The organism is Rhizomicrobium electricum (genome assembly GCF_011762045.1).
GTDB lineage: Bacteria > Pseudomonadota > Alphaproteobacteria > Micropepsales > Micropepsaceae > Rhizomicrobium > Rhizomicrobium electricum.
In genome coordinates, this window is record NZ_JAASQS010000004.1 from 93,221 (window position 1) to 111,948 (window position 18,728).

At 64.1% G+C, this 18,728-nt stretch carries 22 protein-coding genes; 12 read left to right on the forward strand and 10 right to left on the reverse strand.

The window, feature by feature from the left end; translation table 11 throughout:
* Positions 1 to 74 precede the first annotated feature (74 nt).
* Positions 75 to 749 (reverse strand): lipid-binding SYLF domain-containing protein, encoded by a 675-nt coding sequence (locus FHS84_RS08520; protein ID WP_166932988.1) that lies wholly within the window; start codon positions 747 to 749, stop codon positions 75 to 77.
* Positions 750 to 884: 135 nt separating this feature from the next.
* Here FHS84_RS08520 and FHS84_RS08525 point away from each other — a divergent pair, with 135 nt between their 5' ends.
* Positions 885 to 1,904, forward strand: a complete 1,020-nt coding sequence (locus FHS84_RS08525) for an endonuclease/exonuclease/phosphatase family protein (RefSeq protein WP_208393772.1) — start codon at positions 885 to 887, stop codon at positions 1,902 to 1,904.
* 3 nt (positions 1,905 to 1,907) lie between these two features.
* Here the strand turns inward: FHS84_RS08525 and FHS84_RS08530 are convergent, their stop codons facing one another.
* Together FHS84_RS08530 and FHS84_RS08535 are read right to left on the reverse strand one after the other, a co-directional pair.
* Entirely contained in the window at positions 1,908 to 2,627 is a 720-nt protein-coding gene (locus FHS84_RS08530; RefSeq protein ID WP_166932990.1) for a glutathione S-transferase family protein, read from the reverse strand.
* A gap of 28 nt (positions 2,628 to 2,655) precedes the next feature.
* A complete protein-coding gene (locus tag FHS84_RS08535; protein WP_166932992.1) occupies positions 2,656 to 3,753 on the reverse strand; it encodes an NHL domain-containing protein in 1,098 nt (365 codons plus the stop codon).
* Between the two features lie 100 nt (positions 3,754 to 3,853).
* Between FHS84_RS08535 and FHS84_RS08540 the strand changes: the two genes are divergently transcribed.
* The 3 genes from FHS84_RS08540 to FHS84_RS08550 all read left to right on the forward strand — a co-directional run bounded on the left by FHS84_RS08540 (position 3,854) and on the right by FHS84_RS08550 (position 6,330).
* Entirely contained in the window at positions 3,854 to 4,567 is a 714-nt protein-coding gene (locus FHS84_RS08540; protein WP_166932994.1) for a helix-turn-helix transcriptional regulator, read from the forward strand.
* An 87-nt stretch (positions 4,568 to 4,654) separates the two neighbouring features.
* Positions 4,655 to 5,047, forward strand: coding sequence for a rhodanese-like domain-containing protein (locus tag FHS84_RS08545; protein WP_208393773.1), 393 nt, complete (start codon positions 4,655 to 4,657; stop codon positions 5,045 to 5,047).
* Between the two features lie 173 nt (positions 5,048 to 5,220).
* On the forward strand, positions 5,221 to 6,330 hold the full coding sequence (locus FHS84_RS08550; protein ID WP_166932996.1) for a hypothetical protein: 1,110 nt from the start codon (positions 5,221 to 5,223) through the stop codon (positions 6,328 to 6,330).
* A gap of 12 nt (positions 6,331 to 6,342) precedes the next feature.
* Here the strand turns inward: FHS84_RS08550 and FHS84_RS08555 are convergent, their stop codons facing one another.
* The gene (locus FHS84_RS08555) at positions 6,343 to 6,537 is read right to left on the reverse strand and encodes a hypothetical protein (protein ID WP_166932998.1); all 195 of its coding nucleotides are present in this window, start codon (positions 6,535 to 6,537) and stop codon (positions 6,343 to 6,345) included.
* Between the two features lie 174 nt (positions 6,538 to 6,711).
* Here FHS84_RS08555 and FHS84_RS08560 point away from each other — a divergent pair, with 174 nt between their 5' ends.
* Positions 6,712 to 7,053, forward strand: a complete 342-nt coding sequence (locus FHS84_RS08560; protein WP_166933000.1) for a DUF4870 family protein — start codon at positions 6,712 to 6,714, stop codon at positions 7,051 to 7,053.
* Here the strand turns inward: FHS84_RS08560 and FHS84_RS08565 are convergent.
* A complete protein-coding gene (locus tag FHS84_RS08565) occupies positions 7,047 to 7,634 on the reverse strand; it encodes a hypothetical protein (RefSeq protein ID WP_166933002.1) in 588 nt (195 codons plus the stop codon). The genes FHS84_RS08560 and FHS84_RS08565 overlap by 7 nt on opposite strands.
* Before the next feature lie 149 nt (positions 7,635 to 7,783).
* Positions 7,784 to 8,566, reverse strand: coding sequence for a DUF1499 domain-containing protein (locus FHS84_RS08570; RefSeq protein WP_166933004.1), 783 nt, complete (start codon positions 8,564 to 8,566; stop codon positions 7,784 to 7,786).
* 545 nt (positions 8,567 to 9,111) lie between these two features.
* Here FHS84_RS08570 and FHS84_RS08575 point away from each other — a divergent pair.
* Both FHS84_RS08575 and FHS84_RS08580 read left to right on the forward strand, forming a co-directional pair.
* Positions 9,112 to 9,531: a MerR family transcriptional regulator gene (locus FHS84_RS08575; protein ID WP_166933006.1), complete on the forward strand. Its 420-nt coding sequence runs from the start codon at positions 9,112 to 9,114 to the stop codon at positions 9,529 to 9,531.
* 132 nt (positions 9,532 to 9,663) lie between these two features.
* A complete protein-coding gene (locus FHS84_RS08580) occupies positions 9,664 to 10,650 on the forward strand; it encodes a DUF4424 family protein (protein ID WP_166933008.1) in 987 nt (328 codons plus the stop codon).
* A gap of 3 nt (positions 10,651 to 10,653) precedes the next feature.
* Here FHS84_RS08580 and FHS84_RS08585 read toward each other — a convergent pair whose 3' ends face one another.
* Complete coding sequence (locus FHS84_RS08585; protein ID WP_166933010.1) at positions 10,654 to 10,890, reverse strand: hypothetical protein; 237 nt, start codon at positions 10,888 to 10,890, stop codon at positions 10,654 to 10,656.
* 29 nt (positions 10,891 to 10,919) lie between these two features.
* A complete protein-coding gene (locus tag FHS84_RS08590; protein WP_166933012.1) occupies positions 10,920 to 11,246 on the reverse strand; it encodes a hypothetical protein in 327 nt (108 codons plus the stop codon).
* A 477-nt stretch (positions 11,247 to 11,723) separates the two neighbouring features.
* On the opposite strand from FHS84_RS08590, the gene FHS84_RS08595 reads away from it, so the two are divergent.
* The 3 genes from FHS84_RS08595 to FHS84_RS08605 all read left to right on the forward strand — a co-directional run bounded on the left by FHS84_RS08595 (position 11,724) and on the right by FHS84_RS08605 (position 13,745).
* A complete protein-coding gene (locus FHS84_RS08595; RefSeq protein WP_166933014.1) occupies positions 11,724 to 12,401 on the forward strand; it encodes a PEP-CTERM sorting domain-containing protein in 678 nt (225 codons plus the stop codon).
* Between the two features lie 287 nt (positions 12,402 to 12,688).
* Entirely contained in the window at positions 12,689 to 13,045 is a 357-nt protein-coding gene (locus FHS84_RS08600; protein WP_166933016.1) for a helix-turn-helix domain-containing protein, read from the forward strand.
* Positions 13,038 to 13,745 carry a DUF6456 domain-containing protein gene (locus FHS84_RS08605; RefSeq protein WP_166933018.1) on the forward strand — a complete coding sequence of 236 codons (708 nt, stop codon included), beginning with the start codon at positions 13,038 to 13,040 and terminating at the stop codon, positions 13,743 to 13,745. The genes FHS84_RS08600 and FHS84_RS08605 overlap by 8 nt, the downstream gene beginning before the upstream one ends.
* A gap of 620 nt (positions 13,746 to 14,365) precedes the next feature.
* Here the strand turns inward: FHS84_RS08605 and FHS84_RS08610 are convergent.
* Positions 14,366 to 15,973 carry a sensor histidine kinase gene (locus tag FHS84_RS08610; RefSeq protein WP_166933020.1) on the reverse strand — a complete coding sequence of 536 codons (1,608 nt, stop codon included), beginning with the start codon at positions 15,971 to 15,973 and terminating at the stop codon, positions 14,366 to 14,368.
* Between the two features lie 274 nt (positions 15,974 to 16,247).
* Between FHS84_RS08610 and FHS84_RS08615 the strand changes: the two genes are divergently transcribed.
* Both FHS84_RS08615 and FHS84_RS08620 read left to right on the forward strand, forming a co-directional pair.
* Entirely contained in the window at positions 16,248 to 17,924 is a 1,677-nt protein-coding gene (locus FHS84_RS08615) for a sensor histidine kinase (protein WP_166933022.1), read from the forward strand.
* Positions 17,925 to 17,990: 66 nt separating this feature from the next.
* A complete protein-coding gene (locus FHS84_RS08620; RefSeq protein WP_166933024.1) occupies positions 17,991 to 18,323 on the forward strand; it encodes a DUF1491 family protein in 333 nt (110 codons plus the stop codon).
* A gap of 5 nt (positions 18,324 to 18,328) precedes the next feature.
* Here FHS84_RS08620 and FHS84_RS08625 read toward each other — a convergent pair whose 3' ends face one another.
* On the reverse strand, positions 18,329 to 18,496 hold the full coding sequence (locus FHS84_RS08625; protein WP_166933026.1) for a hypothetical protein: 168 nt from the start codon (positions 18,494 to 18,496) through the stop codon (positions 18,329 to 18,331).
* Positions 18,497 to 18,728 lie beyond the last annotated feature (232 nt).

Genomic DNA, 18,728 nt, shown 5'->3' on the forward strand with positions numbered 1-18,728 from the left:
CTGCGATAGAGAAATTGGCGGCCCCGCATTCCCTGCGAGGCCGCTTTTCTTTTGTCCGCCGTCGAAGCTTCCGCTCACGGCGCGCCGGCGCGGCGCGTCGCCGCCAGTTCGGTTCTCAGTTCCGCCGTTTCCGGACGCTCGCCGAGGTCGGACAGGATGTGGCCGACATGGGTGCGCTTGCCGTAGAAATCGTCGTTCCAGTCAGTCTTGGGATCGACGATCGAGCCTTCCAGCGTCAAGCCGCCATATGCGCCTTGGGTTGCCGACCAAATGATGATGTCGCCCGACAAATTGGGCGCGGTGGCGCCTTGCGCATTGGCACCGACTGTGACGACGGTGAGACCGGCACCGGCGCCGACCTTGAACTTGTTGCGTTCGATGCCTTCGAGTGCCCGCTGGCTCATGATGAACATCACCACTTCCGCCTTTTCGAGCCCGATCTGCAGGCCGAACGACCCCGAGGCGAGGGTGTAGAAGGCCGGATTGCTCCAGCGCTCGCCTTCACGGCGCAACAGCACGCCGTTGCCGCCTTCGGCGCCGAACATGAAACCGCCTTTGACCAGGCCAGGCACGATCAGAACGGCGCGGGCGCGGTGCAGAAGATCGGCGGACGGACCGAAACTCTGGTCCTCACGCATATGGCGCACGGTGGCGGCGGCGTTGGCGATAAGCGCGGTCTGATCGCTCGCCAGAGCCGCCCCGAACGAAAGGGCGAGAGCGAGGGTCGCAGCAGCGGCGAAACGTTTCATGGAATCTCCCGGATTTCTGTCGCGGGCAAAACGTACAGTCCCGAGACTCAGTTCCGGACGTCGTCGGGAACCGCGGTTCCCTGAGGCGTGGAATCGTCCGATAATCGGGTTGCAAATTCGTCACGGGGACTGGCTATGGTGCAATATTCCTCCATGCGGTTCTGGCCCGAAAAGGGCGTGCGCGACCGCAGCATCGAACGGCTTTTGGCTTTGCGGGCCGGATTGGCCAAGGATGTCACGCCGTCGTCGAAAGCGACGTCGTTTCATCTGGCGACCTGGAACATCCGCGACTTCGGCGGCCACAAACTCAATCCATGTCCGCGCTCCGATGAGGCGCTCGTTTATATCGCCGAGATCGTGTCGGCATTCGATCTGGTGGCGATCCAGGAGGTCAACGACGATCTTGCCGCGTTCGAAAAGCTGATGCGCCTTTTGGGTCCGCATTGGGACTACATGGTCACCGACACCAGCGGCAATCAGGAACGGCTCGCCTTCGTGTTCGACCGGCGCAAGATTTCGTTCCGCCACATCGCCGGCGAGATCGTTCTGCCCGAGGTCAAAGGCAAGCCGGTGGCGCAGTTCAACCGCACGCCCTATTGCGTGTCGTTCCAGGCGGGCTGGTTCAAGTTCAATCTCTGCACGGTGCACATCTATTACGGCTCGGCCACCGACACCGCCAAGCGCATCGCCGAGATCGACGCCATCGCCCAGTTCTTCGCCAAGCGCCAGAAGCAGACCGGCGAGACCTATATCCTGCTCGGCGACTTCAACATCCTCAATCCCGACGATGCCACCATGAAACCGCTGCTCGGCGGGGGCTTCGAGATTCCGAAGGAACTGCGCAATCCGACCGCGCTGGCCACGGTCAATTATTACGACCAGATCGCGCTGAAGCCCGCCAAGCGGCAGGTGGAAATCGCCAAGGCCGGCGTGTTCGACTGGCAGAATTATGTCTTCCGCGCGCCGGAGGATTACGAGGCCTACAAGCCGTCGATCACCGGCAAGAACGATCTCGCGACCTACCAGAAATGGCGCACCTGGCAGATATCGGATCACAAGCCGCTGTGGGCCGAAATCCGCATGGACTTCACCGACGACTACCTCAAGAGCCTGAAATCGGACGCGGCGCCGCTCGCCGATTTCAAGCCGAAATGAGGCTCACGCGGCGCGGCGGGCGGCGTACGACGGATAGTAGTCCGCCATCAGCCGGTCGCGGTAGCGCATCAGGTTGCACTGGTCCTCGGTGAAGTCGCGCAGGACCGAGACAAACGCCGGCGCGGTGGCCGCAGCGATCATGGCGAAGGCGGTGGCGTCGATGGCCGAGGGCGCCGGTCCCATCAGATAGGCTTTGTTGCCGAGCAGCGTCGCCAGCGCCTTCACGCTGCGGCAGCCGAGGTCGGCCACCTCTGCCGGCGAATGGCGGCCGAGGCCTTGGCCGTAGAGGGTCGCCGCCACCTGCGTCCGCGCGGCGGTGCGCGCCTGTTCGCGCGCTTCCGAGGGCAGGGTGTCGAAGAAGTGCGCCGGACCGGCATCAAAGTTCTCGTCGATCATCCAGCGCTGGTAGACGACGGCCCAGTAGAGATGGTCCTCGAGCATGCGCTCGATCGCCCAGCTGCGCGCCCGCATGTCGGGGGTAAGGCCGCGGTCGAGATCGATGCCGTAACCCTTCTCGATATGGTCGCGGATGAAGGTGGAATCGCCAAGGCAGTTCTCGGCCTCGACGATGTAGGGAATCTTGCCCTTCGGGCCGTTTTCACGACTGCCGCGTTCGAGGCGATAGGGAATCTCGGCCATCTTGAGCTGCACTTCCGTCTTCATCACGAAAGGACTCGCCTGCGGCAGGCCGAATGCGGGAAACGAACCATAGAGTGTGATCATCGGGGCAGCTCCATTTCAGGCTCACATCCTACTGCCACCCTGCTGACAGCCTGCTGTCAGCAGTGCGATAGACGATGTTGTTGCGGTAGTCGTTGAACACGACATTTCCGCCGCCAATGACGCGGACGCCGTGAATTTCGATGTCGGCGTCGCGCGCCGGCGTGCCGTCGGGCACCGGCAGACCGGGGCGGCCGCTGCCGGCAACAATCTGGCGCTCTCCCTTGCGGACGACGATCAGCCGGCGTGCCGCGGTGTCGGCGACGAAGACGTCACCATCCCCATTCACGTCGACGCCGTGCGGAACCTTGGCGCCGATGGTGCCCTTGGGATGCGGCGTGCCGCTCAAGCCGCGCACCACCGTCTCGATGCGGCCGTCCGCGACTCGGCGGATCGCAAAATTGAGGCTGTCGCAGAGATAAAGGGTTCCGTGCGGATCGAGTCCGATGCCGTAGACGTCATTGAGCAGCGCCGCGCGCGCGTCGCCGCCGTCGCCGCCATAGCCGGGTTTGCCGGTTCCCGCGATACGGCGAATGCGGCCGTCCGGCGTGACGGCGCAGATAATGTCGTGACCGTAGTCGTTGAAATAAACCGTTCCCGCCGCATCGACCGCCACGCCGGCAGGATGATTGAGGCGAACGGCGGTCGCTGCGCCGTCGAAGGTGCGCGGATCTTCGCCGCCGCCGCCTGCTACGGTCGTAATGGTTCCGTCAACGGCAACGCGCCGGATGCGGTCGTTGCCGGAATCGGCGATGTAGAGATTTCCCAAGCGATCCGCGGCGACGCCTTCCGGCCGGTTGAGCGCAGCGTGCGTCGCCGCGCCGCCGTCACCCGAAAATCCGGTGGTGCCGTTTCCGGCCACGGTGGAGATGATGGCGCTCCCGGCGTCCACCCGCCGGATGGCGCTGCGTTTCAGTTCGGCGATCAGGACATTGCCGTCGCCGTCCACCGCCAATCCCGCCGGTCCGTCGAGCGCCGCTGCGGCGGCCGGGCCGCCATCGCCGCGAGGACCAGCCGCGCCCGTTCCGGCCAGCCGGTAAAGGCGCAGATCGGCGGTCGCGGCAGCGGCGCCTGGGGCTACGACAAGCCCGCTCAACAATCCGCTCGCTTGGCGGCGTGTCAGTATCATGGTGTTCCCCTCCGAACCGGGTTCCATCCTATTGACGCCCTGCTGACAGCATGCTGTCAGTAGCGTGGCAGTAGGGTGGCAGCATAACCAAGGGGCGCCGATGCGAAGGGCCGACCGCCTGTTCCGGATCATCCAGGTCTTGCGCCGGCGGCGCCGTCCGGTGACCGCGAACGAGATTGCCGAAGAACTCGAAGCCAGCCCGCGCACGATCTATCGCGACATCGCGCAACTGATGGCCGATCGCGTGCCTATCCGCGGCGAAGCCGGCATCGGCTATGTGCTCGACGGCGGTTTCGACATGCCGCCGCTGATGCTGACCGCCGACGAGATCGAAGCAGTGATGCTCGGCGCGCAATGGGTAATGGGGCGCGGCGATCCGGCGCTCAAGCGCGCGGCCTCCGATCTCGTCGCCAAGATCGGCGCGGTGATCCCGGAGCATCTACGCCCCGTTCTGATGGAACCGGCCGGTGCAGCTCCGCCGGCGCTGTCCGATATCCGCGAAGACGTGATCGACATGGCGCGCGTGCGCACCGCGATCCGCGCTCAGGGCAAGATCCGGCTCGTCTACCGCGACGAGAAAGGCGCCGAGACCGCCCGCGTCATCTGGCCGATCGCCGTCAGCTATTGGGAACGCGTGCGCCTGATCGTCGCCTGGTGCGAACTGCGCCGCGGCTTTCGCCATTTCCGCACCGACCGCATCGCGTCCTACGAATTCCTCGAAACCCGCTATGCGCCGCCGCGCGCGCGCCTCAAGGCGCAGTGGCATAAGGAATTGTTGGCACAGCAAACAAGGCGTCCCGACGCGCCGACATAATAAGTAGACCTGCTTAGCGACCGGACGCCCTATTGACCCGGCGATGCGCTCTTCTCACCGTGGCGGGGAAGTGCAGTGGGGAAGTCCATGTCGTTCAATTTCGGGGCCGCGTTGGCGGTCTTCCTGGCAGGCGCCACGCCGGGAACCGATGGTTCCGCGACGCCGCAAGCCGTCGAGCAGATGGCGCCGGTGATCGCGCCGGTGGCGCTCAAGGCGCTGCTGGCGTCGTCGGCCAAGATCGTGCTGGTCGATGTCCGCGAGCCTGACGAGTACGCCGCCGGTCATATCGACGGCGCGCGGCTGATGCCGCTTGGCACCGTCGAGACCGCCTATCGCGATCTGCCCAAAGACGTGAAGCTGGTGGTCTATTGCCGGTCGGGCAAACGCAGCGCCAAGGCGGTGTCGTTCCTCGCCGCGCACGGCTACACCAATGCCGTCAGTCTCGATGGCGGTTTTCTCGCCTGGACCGCCGCGAAATAAATCTCGCGAAGATTCACCATCTTTCGGCGCGTCGTGACGCCGCCGCTGCGAATTGGTGCAGCTAACCCTCTCGCGTTTCGTCGGCATGCCCAATAATCGTGCACGAACGATGTTTGTGCGAAATCGCGATTTGTGATCTCCTGTCATCATGGGTTGGCTCGGGGGAGCGTATCGTGGTGACGATCGATGTGCGGCATGACGGCTTGGGCCGTTTCGAGCGCGTGCGTGCGCCGACGCAAATTCTGGCAGAGCAACGGGCGGCGGCGCTGAAGGCGCGCTGGGATGACGATTTCAAACGCCGTCCCGCTATCCGCGAAGCCGATGCCAAACAGTATGCCGAGGATTGCACGCGCGATGCCGAACGCGCCGTCGCGGCCTTGACCTCGATCCTGATCGAGGCGCTGCGCGTTGCGCCCGCCACCGACTGGTCGCCGCTTTACGATCACACGCCCTACGGCGAAGCCGCCCCGGTCGCACCGCTGCCGCCGCAGCAGGAGCGCGAGCCGCAACCGAGCGATTTTCCGCGCGCGCCGCTGACGCTGATGACGCTGGTCAATCCGCGCGCCCTGCGCCGGCGCCGCGAGACCGCCGATGCCAAATTCGACACCGCCCATAACGGCTGGCTGTATTTGAAGCGCTGGCGCGACAGCGAACATGCCAAGGCACAAGCCGCGCACTGCGAGGCGATGGAGCAATGGCGCGCGCGCGAGGCCGCGTTCCTCGATCGCCAGGCCAAAGCCAATGCCCGGTTCGAAGCCTTGCAGCAAGGCTACCGCGCCGGCGAGCCCGATGCGGTGACGGGCCATTGCGATCTCAATCTGTTGTCGCTGGAGCGGCCGCAGGGTTTCCCGGTGTACTGGACCATGTCCTATGCCGACGGCGTGGTTGCGCTCGATTACGACCTGCCCAACATGGATGTGGTGCCGCTGGTGAAGGCGGTGAAATACGTTCCCTCGCGCGGCGGGTTCGATGCCGTGGTGCTGCCCGATGCCGAGCGCGAACGGATCTACGGCGAAGCGGTGTTCCAGACCGCGCTGGCGGTGCTGCACACGCTGTTTGCCGGCGATGCCGCCGATGTCGTCCGCGCCGTCGCGTTCAACGGCTGGACCAACTACGTCGACAGCGCGGCGCTGCGGCCGGGACGGGCCTGCATCCTGTCGGTCACGGTCGACAAGGCGCTGTTCACGGGCATCGATCTTGCCGGCGTCGATCCGCAAGCCTGCTTCCGCGCCCTCAACGGCACCATGAGTGCGAAGCTCGCGGCTCTGGTGGCGCGTTGCTAGTGCGGAAATAAACTAGCCGGCGTGCTGGCAGCGCTCGGGACGTTCGTAGACCAGGGTCGGACCGTCCCACACTTCGATGCGCTTGGAACCGGCGGTCTTCATGGCATGGGCCAGGACTTTGGCCTGCATGTCGTTGGCGCACTCGGTGGCGATCTTGGCTTTCACGCTGCCGTCTTCGGCGAGATAGCGGATATCGTAATTCGGCATGGGTCCATCCTAGTGGCTCCCCCCTCCTGATATGGGCCGCCAAAGCGTCAGAACAAGGACGAAGTCATTCGATTTCCATGACATTTTCGAAGGGAAGGTCACGGGATATGACGGCATGTTGAAAAATCGCCCGAACATTCCCATCTCTTACACAACGGTAAGGAGGGAACACCCGTGAACGACACCTGCCAGCCTGCTGCACGCGAACAAGACTCGCTGCGTACCATGGCGATCGTAGGACATATCTGTTTGTTGCTCGGTTTTGCGACCGGCGTGGCGGCGATCGGCGCCGTCATCATCGCCTATATCCAGCGCAATGAAGCGCGCGGAACCATGTGGGAGTCGCATTACGAAGCGATCATCTCCACCTTCTGGGTGGCAGTGGTCGGTCTCGTGGTCGGCGTGCCGCTGTGCTTCATCCTGATCGGTATCCCGATCCTGGCGGTGCTGGCGATCTGGTACCTCTACCGCTCGATCCGCGGTCTGGTCCACGCCCTGGACGTCAAACTCTACTGATCGAGATCGTCGCCGAGATTGTGCCGCATCTGAGCCATCGGATGCGGCGCCGGCGCCGCCTTGGGGCGGGCGAAGAAGAAGCCGAGAATGCCCAGCATCACCGCCAGCGCAAACGTGTAGGGCACGATGCTGTAGACGACATCGCGGGCAATGGCGGCGTTATGGAAGCTCATGCCCATGCCGGCGCCCCACAACTGGCAGCTGCCGAGCGCATCGGTCGATACCGCACAGCCGTCATAACGCGAGACCAGGACCGCCACGATCGGCAGCATCGGGGTCAGGATCGGCAGCGCCAGCAGCGACAGGGTCCCCAGCAAGGGACGGCAGGCCCGGAAGGCCAACAGCGTCGCCGCCAGCGCCAGTCCCATCAGCAGGAGCGGACTGGTCGAAATCGCCCAGGCAAGCCCCAGCGCATCGCGGAAACCGGCGCCCAGCGCCATGCCGTGACAGCGGCCCGGACCGGGCGTGCAGCCGGCAAACAGTGCCGTCAGCCGCACCGTCCAGACCAGAATGGACGGCCCAAGCAGCACCGCGACGACGAGCGCCCACGGCCGCAAACTGGCACGACGGTTTTCTTCCATGCGGTCAGTTTAGGCGCGTTGCCGCGGATGCGTAGTGAAATCCTCAACGAATGCTTAACGACGATGTCGCGGCAGCGCCTTCAGAAGCCGGTAGCGGCAGCGTCATCGGCGGACCCCGGTTTTCCGTCCGAACGCGCGACCCGATAAAGTCAACCGCCTTCGCGCTTGAGGAAATCGCGCACCAACACGGCGTTGCGGCCGGCGTCGGAGTTGCCGGTGCGGCTCTTGGAGCGGATGTCGATCCGCACCCCGATTTTGCCGGCCGGCTTCACCCGGATGACGATGTCGGACACGGTGCCGAACCACGGGGTTTCCGAGGTCGCTTCGATCCGCCCGCTTTTGACGTCGAAGGCGGCGACCTTCCAGCCCAGCCCGTTGACCGCATTGAGCGCGCGCCAGAAGAACTTGCCGACGAATTCGTGCTGCGGCGTGGTCCCGGCCAGCCGTTCGAGCGGCTTGATGTCCTGCCAGGCGTTCTTCTGCGCCAGCGCCGTGGTCATTTTCTCGCCCTGGTAGGTGACCACCACCGGACCGTCATAGGTCGGCGGATTGGGGGCGCCTTTGCGCAGCGAGAGCAGGGCGACGAACTGCGGCGCATCGCCGATATCGGTGGAGACGTCGTGGATCGGCGGCAGGGTATAGACGCGCCAGACGTGGCTCGCGGGAATGCCCACCAGAAAGGCCGATCCGATCAGGCCGATGGTGCCGATGCGCCAGCCGAGACTGTTGTTGAGGGCCAGCGCCCGCCAGATCCACGCGGCGCCCGAGATCAGTCCGACGATGCCGATCGCCACGCCGGGCACCAGCACCTTGAGGGCGTCATCGAGGCTCAGGACGTGCAGCCGTGCACCGGCACAGGCGGCCAGTGCAATCAGCCCACCGACAAGGAAGGCAATGAAGGTCAGTTTGGCGAGCAGCGGCTGCGTGCGCATGAATCAGCCTTCCCGCCAATGGGCGGGCTGACGGTCCGGATTCGAACCAACGCGACCACGAAAATTCCTGCGTCCGGCGTCCACCACGGGGCCATTTTCTCCGAAAGAACAGCAAGTATAGCCCGTTTGCCGGGTTGTTGACCGGCTTCCGGGCCGCGCGCGGCAGCGGCCGTTCGTCCCATTTCCGGTAGAGCAGGCTGTTGCGCCAACGCCGCGCTGCCCCCGGCTTCACGCGGGACGAGAGACGGAAATCCGCCCCAACCTGAATGAGTTTAGGGGTCATTCTAAAGGGCGTAAGTACCGGTAAGATATAATAGATTGCTTCTAAACTGCGACAAATACCATAGTCCTGTAGTTGGGATATAAGCAAAAAAGCCCTTTTTTATTCGAAAAAAAATACACACTACGCCGTATGGAATCACCTTGACGCTAGCGATGGGGCATCCGTACAATTCCCTATCTGATGAAATGTCAGGGCGTCGGAATCAGAGAGCCGCAAGGCCGAACGCAGCCGGCCCCGCCAAAGTGGAGCGATGGGAACCACAATGAACAGGACCTTTACGATACGACAGCTCACCAAGGAGTTTTCGGTTACAGCGCGTACTTTGCGATTCTACGAGGATGAAGGATTGATCGGGCCCGAGCGGCGCGGTCAGACCCGCATCTATTCGGTGAAGGATCGCGCGAGAATTATTCTCATTCTGCGTGGCCGCCGACTGGGATTCTCGCTCGCCGAGATCCGGGAATATCTCGAGATGTACAGCCCGGAAGACAATGCGCGCCAGCTCGAGCATGCCCGCAAGAAGTTCGAAGAGCGCATCACCCTTTTCGAGAAGCAGAAGGTCGATATCGATGTGGCGATCAGCGAATTGAAGCGCTCGATCGTCGAAGTCGATGAGCATCTGGCTGACGCCGCGGCTGGGACCGCGCCGTCGGAAGCTGCTGAGGCCGTGGCTGCCGCCTGATTTCGCTGATCTAGCGTTCTGAACCGGGCTGGCGCTGTTCGCCGGCCCGTTTTTTTTATGGCCGTAGCGGCGGCGGCCTTTTTCCCGCCCCGCGAGCGTGGATACACTCCCTCCGCTCGGGGGAGGACATCCATGCGGATTGCGGGTTGGGTTGCGGCGCTTGCCGTGATGGGGGCGGCGAACGCCGATGACAGTTCCGCCATGCTCAAGGCGGGCTCCATCGTTTTCACCAAGAACACGCCGGTGCGGATGGCGGCCGAAGACCTGTACGTCAGCCCGACGGCGGTGCGCATCCGCTTCGAATTCGAGAATCCGACCGGGCGCGATGTCGAAACCCTGGTCGCCTTCCCGCTGCCCGACATTTCCACCTGGGACTTCGCCGAAAGTCCGATCGGGACCATCACCGACGATGCCAAGAACTTCATCGGCTTCAAGGCCGTGGTCGACGGCAAGCCGGTGGCGGTGACGGTCGAGCAGCGCGCCTTCCTCAAGACCAAGGACGTCACGGCCCAGCTTCTGGCGGCCGGGGCGGTCCTCAATCCGGTCGCCGACGGCGGCTATGAAAAGCTCGCCAAGCTGCCGAAGGAAAAGAAGAAGGCGTTGATTGCGGCCGGGCTCGCCGAAGGCGACGGCGCCGACGAATTTTATCCGCAGTGGACGGTGAAGACGAAGTTCTATTGGACCCAGAAATTCCCGGCCAAGAAGAAGGTGGTGATCGAGCATTCCTACCAGCCGGTGACGGGCCAGTCGTTCTTCACCACCGCCTACCACAAGCGCGGCGACAAGGCCTTGTTCGGCAACCTCGATTACTGCATCGACGATCGCACCTGGGCGACGCTGGCGGCACGCACCGGCGGCAGCGGCGAGCCGTCGGACGGCACCCGCCTGATGACCACCTACGAGACGAGCTACATCCTGTCGACCGCCGGCAACTGGCAGGGTCCGATCGGCAAGTTCCATCTGACGCTCGACAAGCTGAAGTCCGACAACGTTCTGTCGCTGTGCTGGGACGGCGATCTCAAGAAGACCGGCGCCACGACGTTCGAGTTCAGCAGGGACAATTTCGCGCCCAAGCGCGACATCGTCATGGCCGTGTTCGAGAACGCGGGACCGCAATAGCCGTTAATCGGCGATCCGCGCGCGCCAGGATGCGATCAGCGAGCGGCTGCAGGAAAGCCGGTCGCGGCGTTCGGTCGTGATCGTGGTCCAAACCTCGGCAACTCCGGTCGGCAGCGCGGCGCGACGCGCTTTTTCCACCGCCAGGGCGCGGCAGGGATCGAATTCGTCGTAAGCGACGTAGAGGCCGACGAAGAAGCCGCCGAACACCAGGAGCAGGAACACGAGGACGGTGCGGATCATGTTCCCTCACATACGTTGGCGGACGCCGGTCAGTAAGGATGGCCGCCGGGCTGGTTGTCGGGGATCGGGCCGGATGCCGGATTGCTCATCGAATGGGTGCGGTTGGTGCGGCAGTTGTAGAAACCGCTGGCCCAGCCGGAGCGATAGTGCTTGTCGGTCTTGTAGAGGTTCTCGTCGCGCACCTGGTCGGCCCTGTAATTGGTGTCCTGGATGGTGGCCGAGGCGCAGCCGTCGGAATACCCCGCCTTGAAGCCGGGCGTGTTCTTGGCGGCGCGGTCGCGCGCCGAGGGCATGAGAATGCCGCAGCCGGCGAGGCTGACGGCGACGGCAACGACGATAAGGCTGCGAAGGTTCATGACGGGGAGTCTATCAGGGCGCCGGAGTTAGCAAAAGTTACAGATGGAAGCATGGGCGGGCGCCGGGAGCGCGTCCCTCCGGGCCCTGTAAAGCGGGGTTACAGCGGAAAAGCCCTTGTTCCGCCGGAAACGGTCGTTCTTAGCAATTGTTGTCGTGTTCTTTGACAATGGCGGACCGACGACGACGTGATCGTCAGTACACGTCGTATCGTCGAAAACGGCCCTGTGGCGCGGCTTTCCCGAGCGTACCGTCGGTTACATCGCAGCGTTTTCCACCGCGACGCGTCTTGCCGCCGGCAACCGCCGCACGCGCCGGCGCGCCCACACCGCGTTCCCGCTGCGCGGTCTATCAAATGATCGAAAACGGCATCGCAATAGGGCGGTTTATAGCCGTTTACGTGCATGGCACGACCGTTGCTACCGTTGGATTCAGGTACGCAAGCGCCCAATCACGGGCAGAACCAGCGGGAGTTCGAAATGGCATTTCAGGTCAGGCTGTGGGCAGCAGCAGCGATGCTGGCGGCAATCGGGGCGGCCGAAGCGGCGCCGACCTGCTCCACCACCACCGACATCGGGCCGTCGGGTGTGGTTTCGTGGTCGAGTCTGTCGTCGGGCGAGTGCATTCGCTCGGCCGACAAGATCTACGGCAACTTCGTCGCCGGCAATCTACCCGCCGACACCGTGCTCATCTTCAACACCAATGTGGTCGGCTCGATCGTGCATCAGCAGTTGTCGTTCGACGGCACCTACGTGTCCGGCACGACCTACAACTGGGGTTACGAAGTCGCGGTGAACTTCTCGGTGGCGCCGCCGAAGACCGTCATCACCTCGGTCGATTCCGATTTCACCCAGACCGTTTCCGACGGCCCGTCGACGCTCGACAAGAACTTCGATCCGGCCGGCAGCAACCCCATCCACGAAGTCAAGATCGGACCGGTGGTGCAGCCGGGCAGCGTGTTGTCGGCCGACTTCGGCGCCGGCATCACCGATCTCGTGGTCTCGGAATCGCTGATCGACAACGGCACGATTTCGTCGGTGACCAACACCATCACCGAGTTCTCGCCCGGCAACAACATTCCGGAGCCGCTGACCTTGGCTCTGATGGGCACGGGTCTTCTCGGCGTGCGTTTGATCCGCCGCCGCCGCAAGGCCTGACGGCAGCACCGGTGAGGGGGAAAGCGGCGGCCGCGAGGCCGCCGTTTTCGTCTCGAAACTAAGACGATAGTCATACAACTTGTAATATGTTTCGGCGTGTCCTTACGCGCCCCGTATTTCCTCTATCCCACACCTTGCAATAATATTTTTCGCACACTAACACGCGGCGCCGGCTCGGATTTTTCGCGCCGCTTACCATTATAAGTTGTTTATCTATCCCCCTTCGCTGAAAATGTAGGATAATGTTCCTCGTTACGGCCGCGTCGCGGCCGGGTGCGAGGAAGGGGATGACCATGTGCAAAGGCGTACCGGCGGGTGCTTTGCCGGACGGGTCGGAAGCGGGCCAGCAAGTGCTGCTGGTGCAAATCGCAGTCTCCCAGGTGACGGGGGTGGCGCTGGCGGCGCTGGTGCAGCCCGACCGCGGCGGGGTGCGGGAGGCGTTCGCCCGCCAGATGGCGATGTATCTCTGCCGTCTGCTCTACACGATGTCGCTGCGGGATATCGCGCTGGCGTTCGGGCGCGACCGCTCGACCGCGATGCACGCGATCCGCCGGGTCGAAGACGCGCGCGAGGATCCCGAGATCGATCGCCGCCTCGCCTGGATCGAAACCGTGCTCCAACGCATGGAGGCCTGCCATGACTGACCGCACGGCATCGATGCGCCGGCTGCTCGTCCGGCTGGCGAAAGGGGCGCAGTTGCACCGCGCCGGCGGCGCCTTCCTTCTGTCGGGGCGGCGCGGTCCCAAGGCTGCCATTCCGGCCGAACTGGTGGAGCTTCTCGTCACCGAACGCCTTGTTGCCGAAACCGCGGACGGCATCGCGATCACCGCCGACGGCGAACACTGGCTGGCGGGCGATGCCTCGCTGGCGCTGGAGGCGCGCCTCGTCACCGACGAAGGCGGGCGCGAGCACTATGTGGTGGTGAACACGGCGGAGTCGCCGCTGTCGTTACTCAGGCGGCACGGCGTGATCAGCGCGACGGCCTACGACGCCGGTGAAAAGCTGCGCCGCGATTACACCATCGGCCAGCTCACACCGCGCATGGGCGTCGATTATTCGGCGCCGGTCGGCAGTCATGCCTTCCGGCCCGATCTCACTGAAACCGTGGTGGCGGCCCGCCAGCGCTTCAATCACGCCCTGCGGGCGGCGGGGCCGGGGCTTTCCGACGTCCTGTTCGATGTCTGCTGCTATTTGATGCGCCTTGAGGAATGCGAGCAAAACCACAACTGGCCGCGCGGCAGCGCGCGCGTCGTGCTCGGTCTCGCGCTCGAACGGCTGGCGGAGCATTACGGCATGACGGCGCCGTCGCAGGCGCGCACGCGAAGCTGGCGTCGGGAGGATTAAGCGGTCCCCGCTCTCTCTCCGGGGGAGAAGAAAGAGCGGGGACGTAGGCTAGAACGACGGACGCGCGCGCGAGAGGCTTGGGGGGGTGCTCGCTTTCAGCGCCGTCTTGGCTCGCTCCAGACGCTCGCGAGCCGCCTGGCGGTAGTCGGATGCGAGCGACAGACCGGCGACGCATTGCGCGTGCTCTGCACAGGGGGGGACCTTGAGCAACTGCGCTGCGAATTCGACGATCTTGGGAGGAGCCACGCTTGGAGCGTCCGGTCGGCCGTACCCGATATCCGGCTCCTGCGGGATAAAGACCGCTACCACGGTTATCCAAAATGCAGCGCGGAGGATCATCGGAACAAAACCATCGCCAGACGCACGAGCGAGTATGGGTGCGGGGTTTTGCCACCGGCATAAGCGAATTCGTAAACTTCGATGCAGTTCGGTTAATTTCGCGGCTTCCCTGCGGCAGGAAAAACAAGGGTTTGCCGGAATGCTGCTGTCTCGATTCAAGAAAGAGGCAAATGTGCCGAGAGATTTAGACGGCGTTGATTCGAATTTGAGACAAACGCTTTGGAGCGCGCGCACGCACGCAGCCGCACGGGACGGCGGTCGGGCACGATGTCTTGTGGGAGCTATTTCGCCGGCAGAACGACGCTGGCGGTGAGGCCTTGGCCGGGCGCGCTGGTCAGGGTCAGCGTGCCGCGGTGCATCTCGCAGAGCGCCTTTACCAGCGTCAGGCCGAGACCGGCGCCGGCGGGATGATCGGTGGTGCTGCGCCCGCCCTGTTCGAACGGCTCGAGAATGCGGGTGAGATCCTGCTCGGCCACGCCCGGACCGCTGTCGGTCACGCTGATGCGGATGGCGTCGCCGTCGCGCGCCGCTTTGAGGCGGACGGTGCCGCCGTCCGGCGTGAAGTTCACGGCGTTCTCGACGAGATTGCCGAGCATGGTGTTGTAGGCGCTCTCGTCGACCTCGACGACGAGGCCGTTCTCGCTGTCGTCGATCTCGATCGCGATGGATTTGGCGGCGGCGGCGCCGTCGAAGCGGTCTTTCAACGTCCACAGCGACAACGCGGCGTCGAGCGGCTGACGGCTCATCTCGTAGCGCCCGGCCGAGATCTTGGTGAGGTCCATGATCTGGTTGAGCATGCGCAGGAGATTGTTGCCGCCGGTGTGGATCAGTCCGGCGTATTCGCGGATCTGATCGGGGCTGGCGCTGTCGGCGAGCGTGCCGAGAAGGTCGGAGAAGCCGATGATGGCGTTGAGCGGCGTCTTAAGCTCGTGGCTCATCGTCCTCAGCAGCGTTTTCTTGGTGCTGTCGGCGGACGCCGCGGTCTGGTCGAGCTTGTTGGCGAGATCGGCGAGATAGTTCGCTTGCGCGTCCGAGCGGGCTTTCGACGCCGCCAGAGCCTTGCGGGTGTCGGCAAGCGTGCGCGCCTGTTCGGCCAGCGCCTTCTCGACGCGATGGTGTTCGGTGACGTCGGTGAACACCACGATGCGTCCGCCGTCGGCGGCGGCGCGGTCGCGCATAACGTAGGCGGTGCCGTCGGACAGGACCATGGTCATGGCGCCGGCCGGCACGCGATGCAGTTCGTGGCGCTTCTCGATCCAGGCGGCGCGGTCGGGTGCGGCGACGGTGGTGTTGGCGATCCGCTCGACGAGATCGTTGAAGCCGAAGCCCTTGATCGCATCGGGCGAGGTGACGCCGTTGAGAGCGGCGTATTCGTCGTTGCACAGCGTCAGCCGGTCGTAGCGGTCGTAGAAGGCGAAGGCGTCGGCCGACAATGCAATGGCGGCGCGCAGGTGTTCGAGGTTGTGGCGCGCTAGGGTGACGTCGCTCCACAGAATGATCCAGCCGCCGTTCGGGGTCTTGCGCGTCTTGACTTCGATGATGCGGCCGTCGCTCAGCGGCAGATCGCGCGGGGCGTAATCGCCGTGGAACAGGCTGGCGCGGCGCGACGCGATGAGTTCGTCGATGTCCTGGCGGGCCGGACCGTCGGCGATCTCGCCGGCTTCGAGGCGGATGATGTCTTCATAACGCCGTCCCACCAGCGCTTCGCGGAACGGCAGCGAGCGGAACATGTAGCCGAAATGGTCGTTGGCGAAGATCAGCCGCTCTTCCGCATCGAACACGGTAATGGCCACGCGCAGGCAATGCAGCGCTTCCATCACCGAGGGTGCAACGACATCGTCGAGACTGACCGGTGTGTTCCGGTCGGCTCGGGTCAGCGCGGCGTTCATCCAAAAAAATCCGCCATACGGTCTTCTACGCATGACTGTGAGGCCGTGCGCTTGCCGATTCCTTTCTCAATTGGCGGAAATGACCCGAATCGCGGCACCATCGTTAACAGATGGTAAAAGGATAGATTCACAAACCTTGTGAATTAACGAACGATTCCGCGTGGCGTTTAGGTCTTGTTAAACAGATGGGGGCGACCATACCTCACGCGCGTATCTGCTTCGTGGCTCGGGGTGAATGCAAACTCACAGGAAAAAAGCCTCCCGTGACACCGTCTTGCGGCGCCAGTTCATGGCGGTGCAGGCGGTAAAAGCGGTTCTTGGTGCGGCTTTGAGCGGTGCTTACATCGCTCTGGTCGGGCGCCCCGGCGCGCTCGAAATGGTTGCCATGGCCGGGCTGGTCGCGCCGCTGATTCTCACCCTTCTGGCCGCCGTGAAAGCGCCGCTGGCGCTGCTCGAGCAGGCTTCGCTGTTTTTGTTCGCCGCGTTGATCGGCTATCTCGCCGCGCTCACCGGTGGCGTGCATTCCCCGCTTTTGGTGTGGTTCGCGCTGGTTCCCGCCGAAGCTGCACTGGCCGGTGGCCGTCCGGCCGTGTTGCGCGCCGCAGGCGCCGCCGTCGTCGCGCTGATCGCCGTTGCCGCGTTGGGAGCGCTGTCGCTGCTGCCCGAATCGCGTCTGGCGTTGCCCGCCTGGCCGCTCTACGCCGCCAGCGTGCTGATCGCCGTGGTGCAGGCCGCCTTCGTCGCCGCCGCGTCGCAGGACCGTCAGCGCGCCTCCGATGCCGCCGCCGCCGAAGGCGCCGCGATGTACCGCTTCCTCGCCGACAACGCGATGGACCTCATCACCCGCCATTCCGCTGACGGCCGTATCATTTATGCCAGCCCGTCCGCCCTGCCGCTGCTCGGGGTGGCGCCGGAGAGCCTCGCCGGACTGGCACCGTCGGCGCTGTGCCATCCCGACGATCTCAAAGCGATGCAGACCGCGTTCATGGACGCCGCCTATTTCGGCCGTCCGGCCACCGCCGAGGTGCGGCTGAAAAAAGCCGGCGGCGCCCATGTCTGGGCCGAAATCCGCTGCCGTCCGGTGCCCCATGCCGATGGCACCGGCTCCGATATCGTGGCGGTGACACGCGATATTTCCGAGCGCAAGGCCTACGAGCGCCAGTTGATCGAAGCGCGCGATCTGTCCGAAGAAGCCAACCGCGCCAAGTCGCGCTTCCTCGCCAACATGAGCCACGAGCTGAGGACGCCGCTCAATGCCATCATCGGCTTCTCGGAAGTGATGATGCAGGAGATGTTCGGCCGTCTCGGCTCGCCCAAATACGTCGAATACTCGGGTCTGGTTCACGAGAGCGGCAATCACCTCCTCGAACTCATCAACGGCATTCTCGATATGTCGAAGATCGAGGCGGGCAAGTTCGAACTGTCGGAAGAGGTGTTCGATCTCTCCGCCGTGGCCGAAGCGTCGGTGCGCTTCGTCAAGCTGGCGGCGGAACGCTCCGGCGTCGCGCTCAAGACCGCGGTCTCGCCGCAAGCGGCCACCATCTTCGCCGACAAGCGGGCGATGAAGCAGATCCTGGTCAATCTGTTGTCCAACGGCGTCAAGTTCACGCCCAAGGGCGGCGACGTCACGATCTATGCCGGGCTCGATTCCAAGGGGATCGAGATCGCGGTGGTCGACACCGGCGTTGGCATTCCGGAAAAGGACCTCGTCCGTCTCGGCCAGCCGTTCGAGCAGGTCGAAGGCGAGCATGTGCGCAAGAAGGAAGGCACCGGCCTCGGCCTGTCGCTGGTGAAGGCGCTGGCGGCAATGCACGGCGGCGAGGCGGTGATCGAATCCACGCTTGGCGTCGGCACCACGGTGCGCGTGCGCCTGCCTTACGCCGCGGTGGGCGAGGACGGCGAACGCATGCAGCCGCGCGACGGCAAGATCGTGCCGTTCCGGGCGGCGTAAACGGAGGGAATCGCCGGTCGATCCCTCCCGCTATTCGCTATCCGCTCTTTCTGCTAAACCCCGCCCATGCAGCCGCGCCTCAAACCGGGATTCTTTGTCCGCGCCGTGATCCGCCGCGCCGAAGTGGCGGGGGCGCAAGGCTATGTGGTGAAGAAGGGCTCCGAAGACGCCGGTGCCGTGCTGCTCAAGATTTCGCGCCTCGACGGCACCTGCACGGTGCTGAATCAGGTCACTGTCGGCGACGGCGAGCGCGCCTGGGCCCGTCCGCTGGGCGAAACCTGCGATGACGCCAGGGCGTCGGCGTGGTTCGAAAAGCAGATGAAGTTCGATCCCGATCTCTGGATCGTCGAGATCGAAGACCGCGAAGGCCGGGCCTTCATCGACGAGAAGATCGTCTAGCCCGGTTATCCCAGCGTGAGCGTGTTGAGACCGAAATAGAACGCCACGAACAGGACCGACGAGACAGCGAGTGCCCGCACCGCGAGGCGTTCGGCGTGGCTCCAGTTCTGCCAGTCGTGACGGATGTCGCGCTCGAAGGTGTGCCAGGCGGAGGTCTTCGCGGTCGTTTTCATCGCTGTCGTCCCATCAACCAACGCCGCGACATTCCGGTATCCGGCCGGTTCCCACAATTCGCGAAGTTGCCTAGGCAGAAGTCCGGATTCCCTAGAGATGCAGCCGCGTTGACCCCGTCCTCGCGCGCTTCCGCCGCTACGCATTTTCCGCAAAGGAGCGGCGTCCTTTGCGCCCGTCTCAACTTCAAATGGTCGGCCGGGGATGACAAGTTTTGTGGGGTCTGCTAACTCC

Coding starts and splice junctions, on each gene's coding strand:
- FHS84_RS08520 (WP_166932988.1), bottom strand. CDS start 749: ATGAAACGTTTCGCCGCTGCTGCGACCCTCGCTCTCGCCCTTTCGTTC.
- FHS84_RS08525 (WP_208393772.1), top strand. CDS start 885: ATGGTGCAATATTCCTCCATGCGGTTCTGGCCCGAAAAGGGCGTGCGC.
- FHS84_RS08530 (WP_166932990.1), bottom strand. CDS start 2,627: ATGATCACACTCTATGGTTCGTTTCCCGCATTCGGCCTGCCGCAGGCG.
- FHS84_RS08535 (WP_166932992.1), bottom strand. CDS start 3,753: ATGATACTGACACGCCGCCAAGCGAGCGGATTGTTGAGCGGGCTTGTC.
- FHS84_RS08540 (WP_166932994.1), top strand. CDS start 3,854: ATGCGAAGGGCCGACCGCCTGTTCCGGATCATCCAGGTCTTGCGCCGG.
- FHS84_RS08545 (WP_208393773.1), top strand. CDS start 4,655: ATGTCGTTCAATTTCGGGGCCGCGTTGGCGGTCTTCCTGGCAGGCGCC.
- FHS84_RS08555 (WP_166932998.1), bottom strand. CDS start 6,537: ATGCCGAATTACGATATCCGCTATCTCGCCGAAGACGGCAGCGTGAAA.
- FHS84_RS08565 (WP_166933002.1), bottom strand. CDS start 7,634: ATGGAAGAAAACCGTCGTGCCAGTTTGCGGCCGTGGGCGCTCGTCGTC.
- FHS84_RS08570 (WP_166933004.1), bottom strand. CDS start 8,566: ATGCGCACGCAGCCGCTGCTCGCCAAACTGACCTTCATTGCCTTCCTT.
- FHS84_RS08575 (WP_166933006.1), top strand. CDS start 9,112: ATGAACAGGACCTTTACGATACGACAGCTCACCAAGGAGTTTTCGGTT.
- FHS84_RS08580 (WP_166933008.1), top strand. CDS start 9,664: ATGCGGATTGCGGGTTGGGTTGCGGCGCTTGCCGTGATGGGGGCGGCG.
- FHS84_RS08585 (WP_166933010.1), bottom strand. CDS start 10,890: ATGATCCGCACCGTCCTCGTGTTCCTGCTCCTGGTGTTCGGCGGCTTC.
- FHS84_RS08590 (WP_166933012.1), bottom strand. CDS start 11,246: ATGAACCTTCGCAGCCTTATCGTCGTTGCCGTCGCCGTCAGCCTCGCC.
- FHS84_RS08595 (WP_166933014.1), top strand. CDS start 11,724: ATGGCATTTCAGGTCAGGCTGTGGGCAGCAGCAGCGATGCTGGCGGCA.
- FHS84_RS08600 (WP_166933016.1), top strand. CDS start 12,689: ATGACCATGTGCAAAGGCGTACCGGCGGGTGCTTTGCCGGACGGGTCG.
- FHS84_RS08605 (WP_166933018.1), top strand. CDS start 13,038: ATGACTGACCGCACGGCATCGATGCGCCGGCTGCTCGTCCGGCTGGCG.
- FHS84_RS08610 (WP_166933020.1), bottom strand. CDS start 15,973: ATGAACGCCGCGCTGACCCGAGCCGACCGGAACACACCGGTCAGTCTC.
- FHS84_RS08620 (WP_166933024.1), top strand. CDS start 17,991: ATGCAGCCGCGCCTCAAACCGGGATTCTTTGTCCGCGCCGTGATCCGC.
- FHS84_RS08625 (WP_166933026.1), bottom strand. CDS start 18,496: ATGAAAACGACCGCGAAGACCTCCGCCTGGCACACCTTCGAGCGCGAC.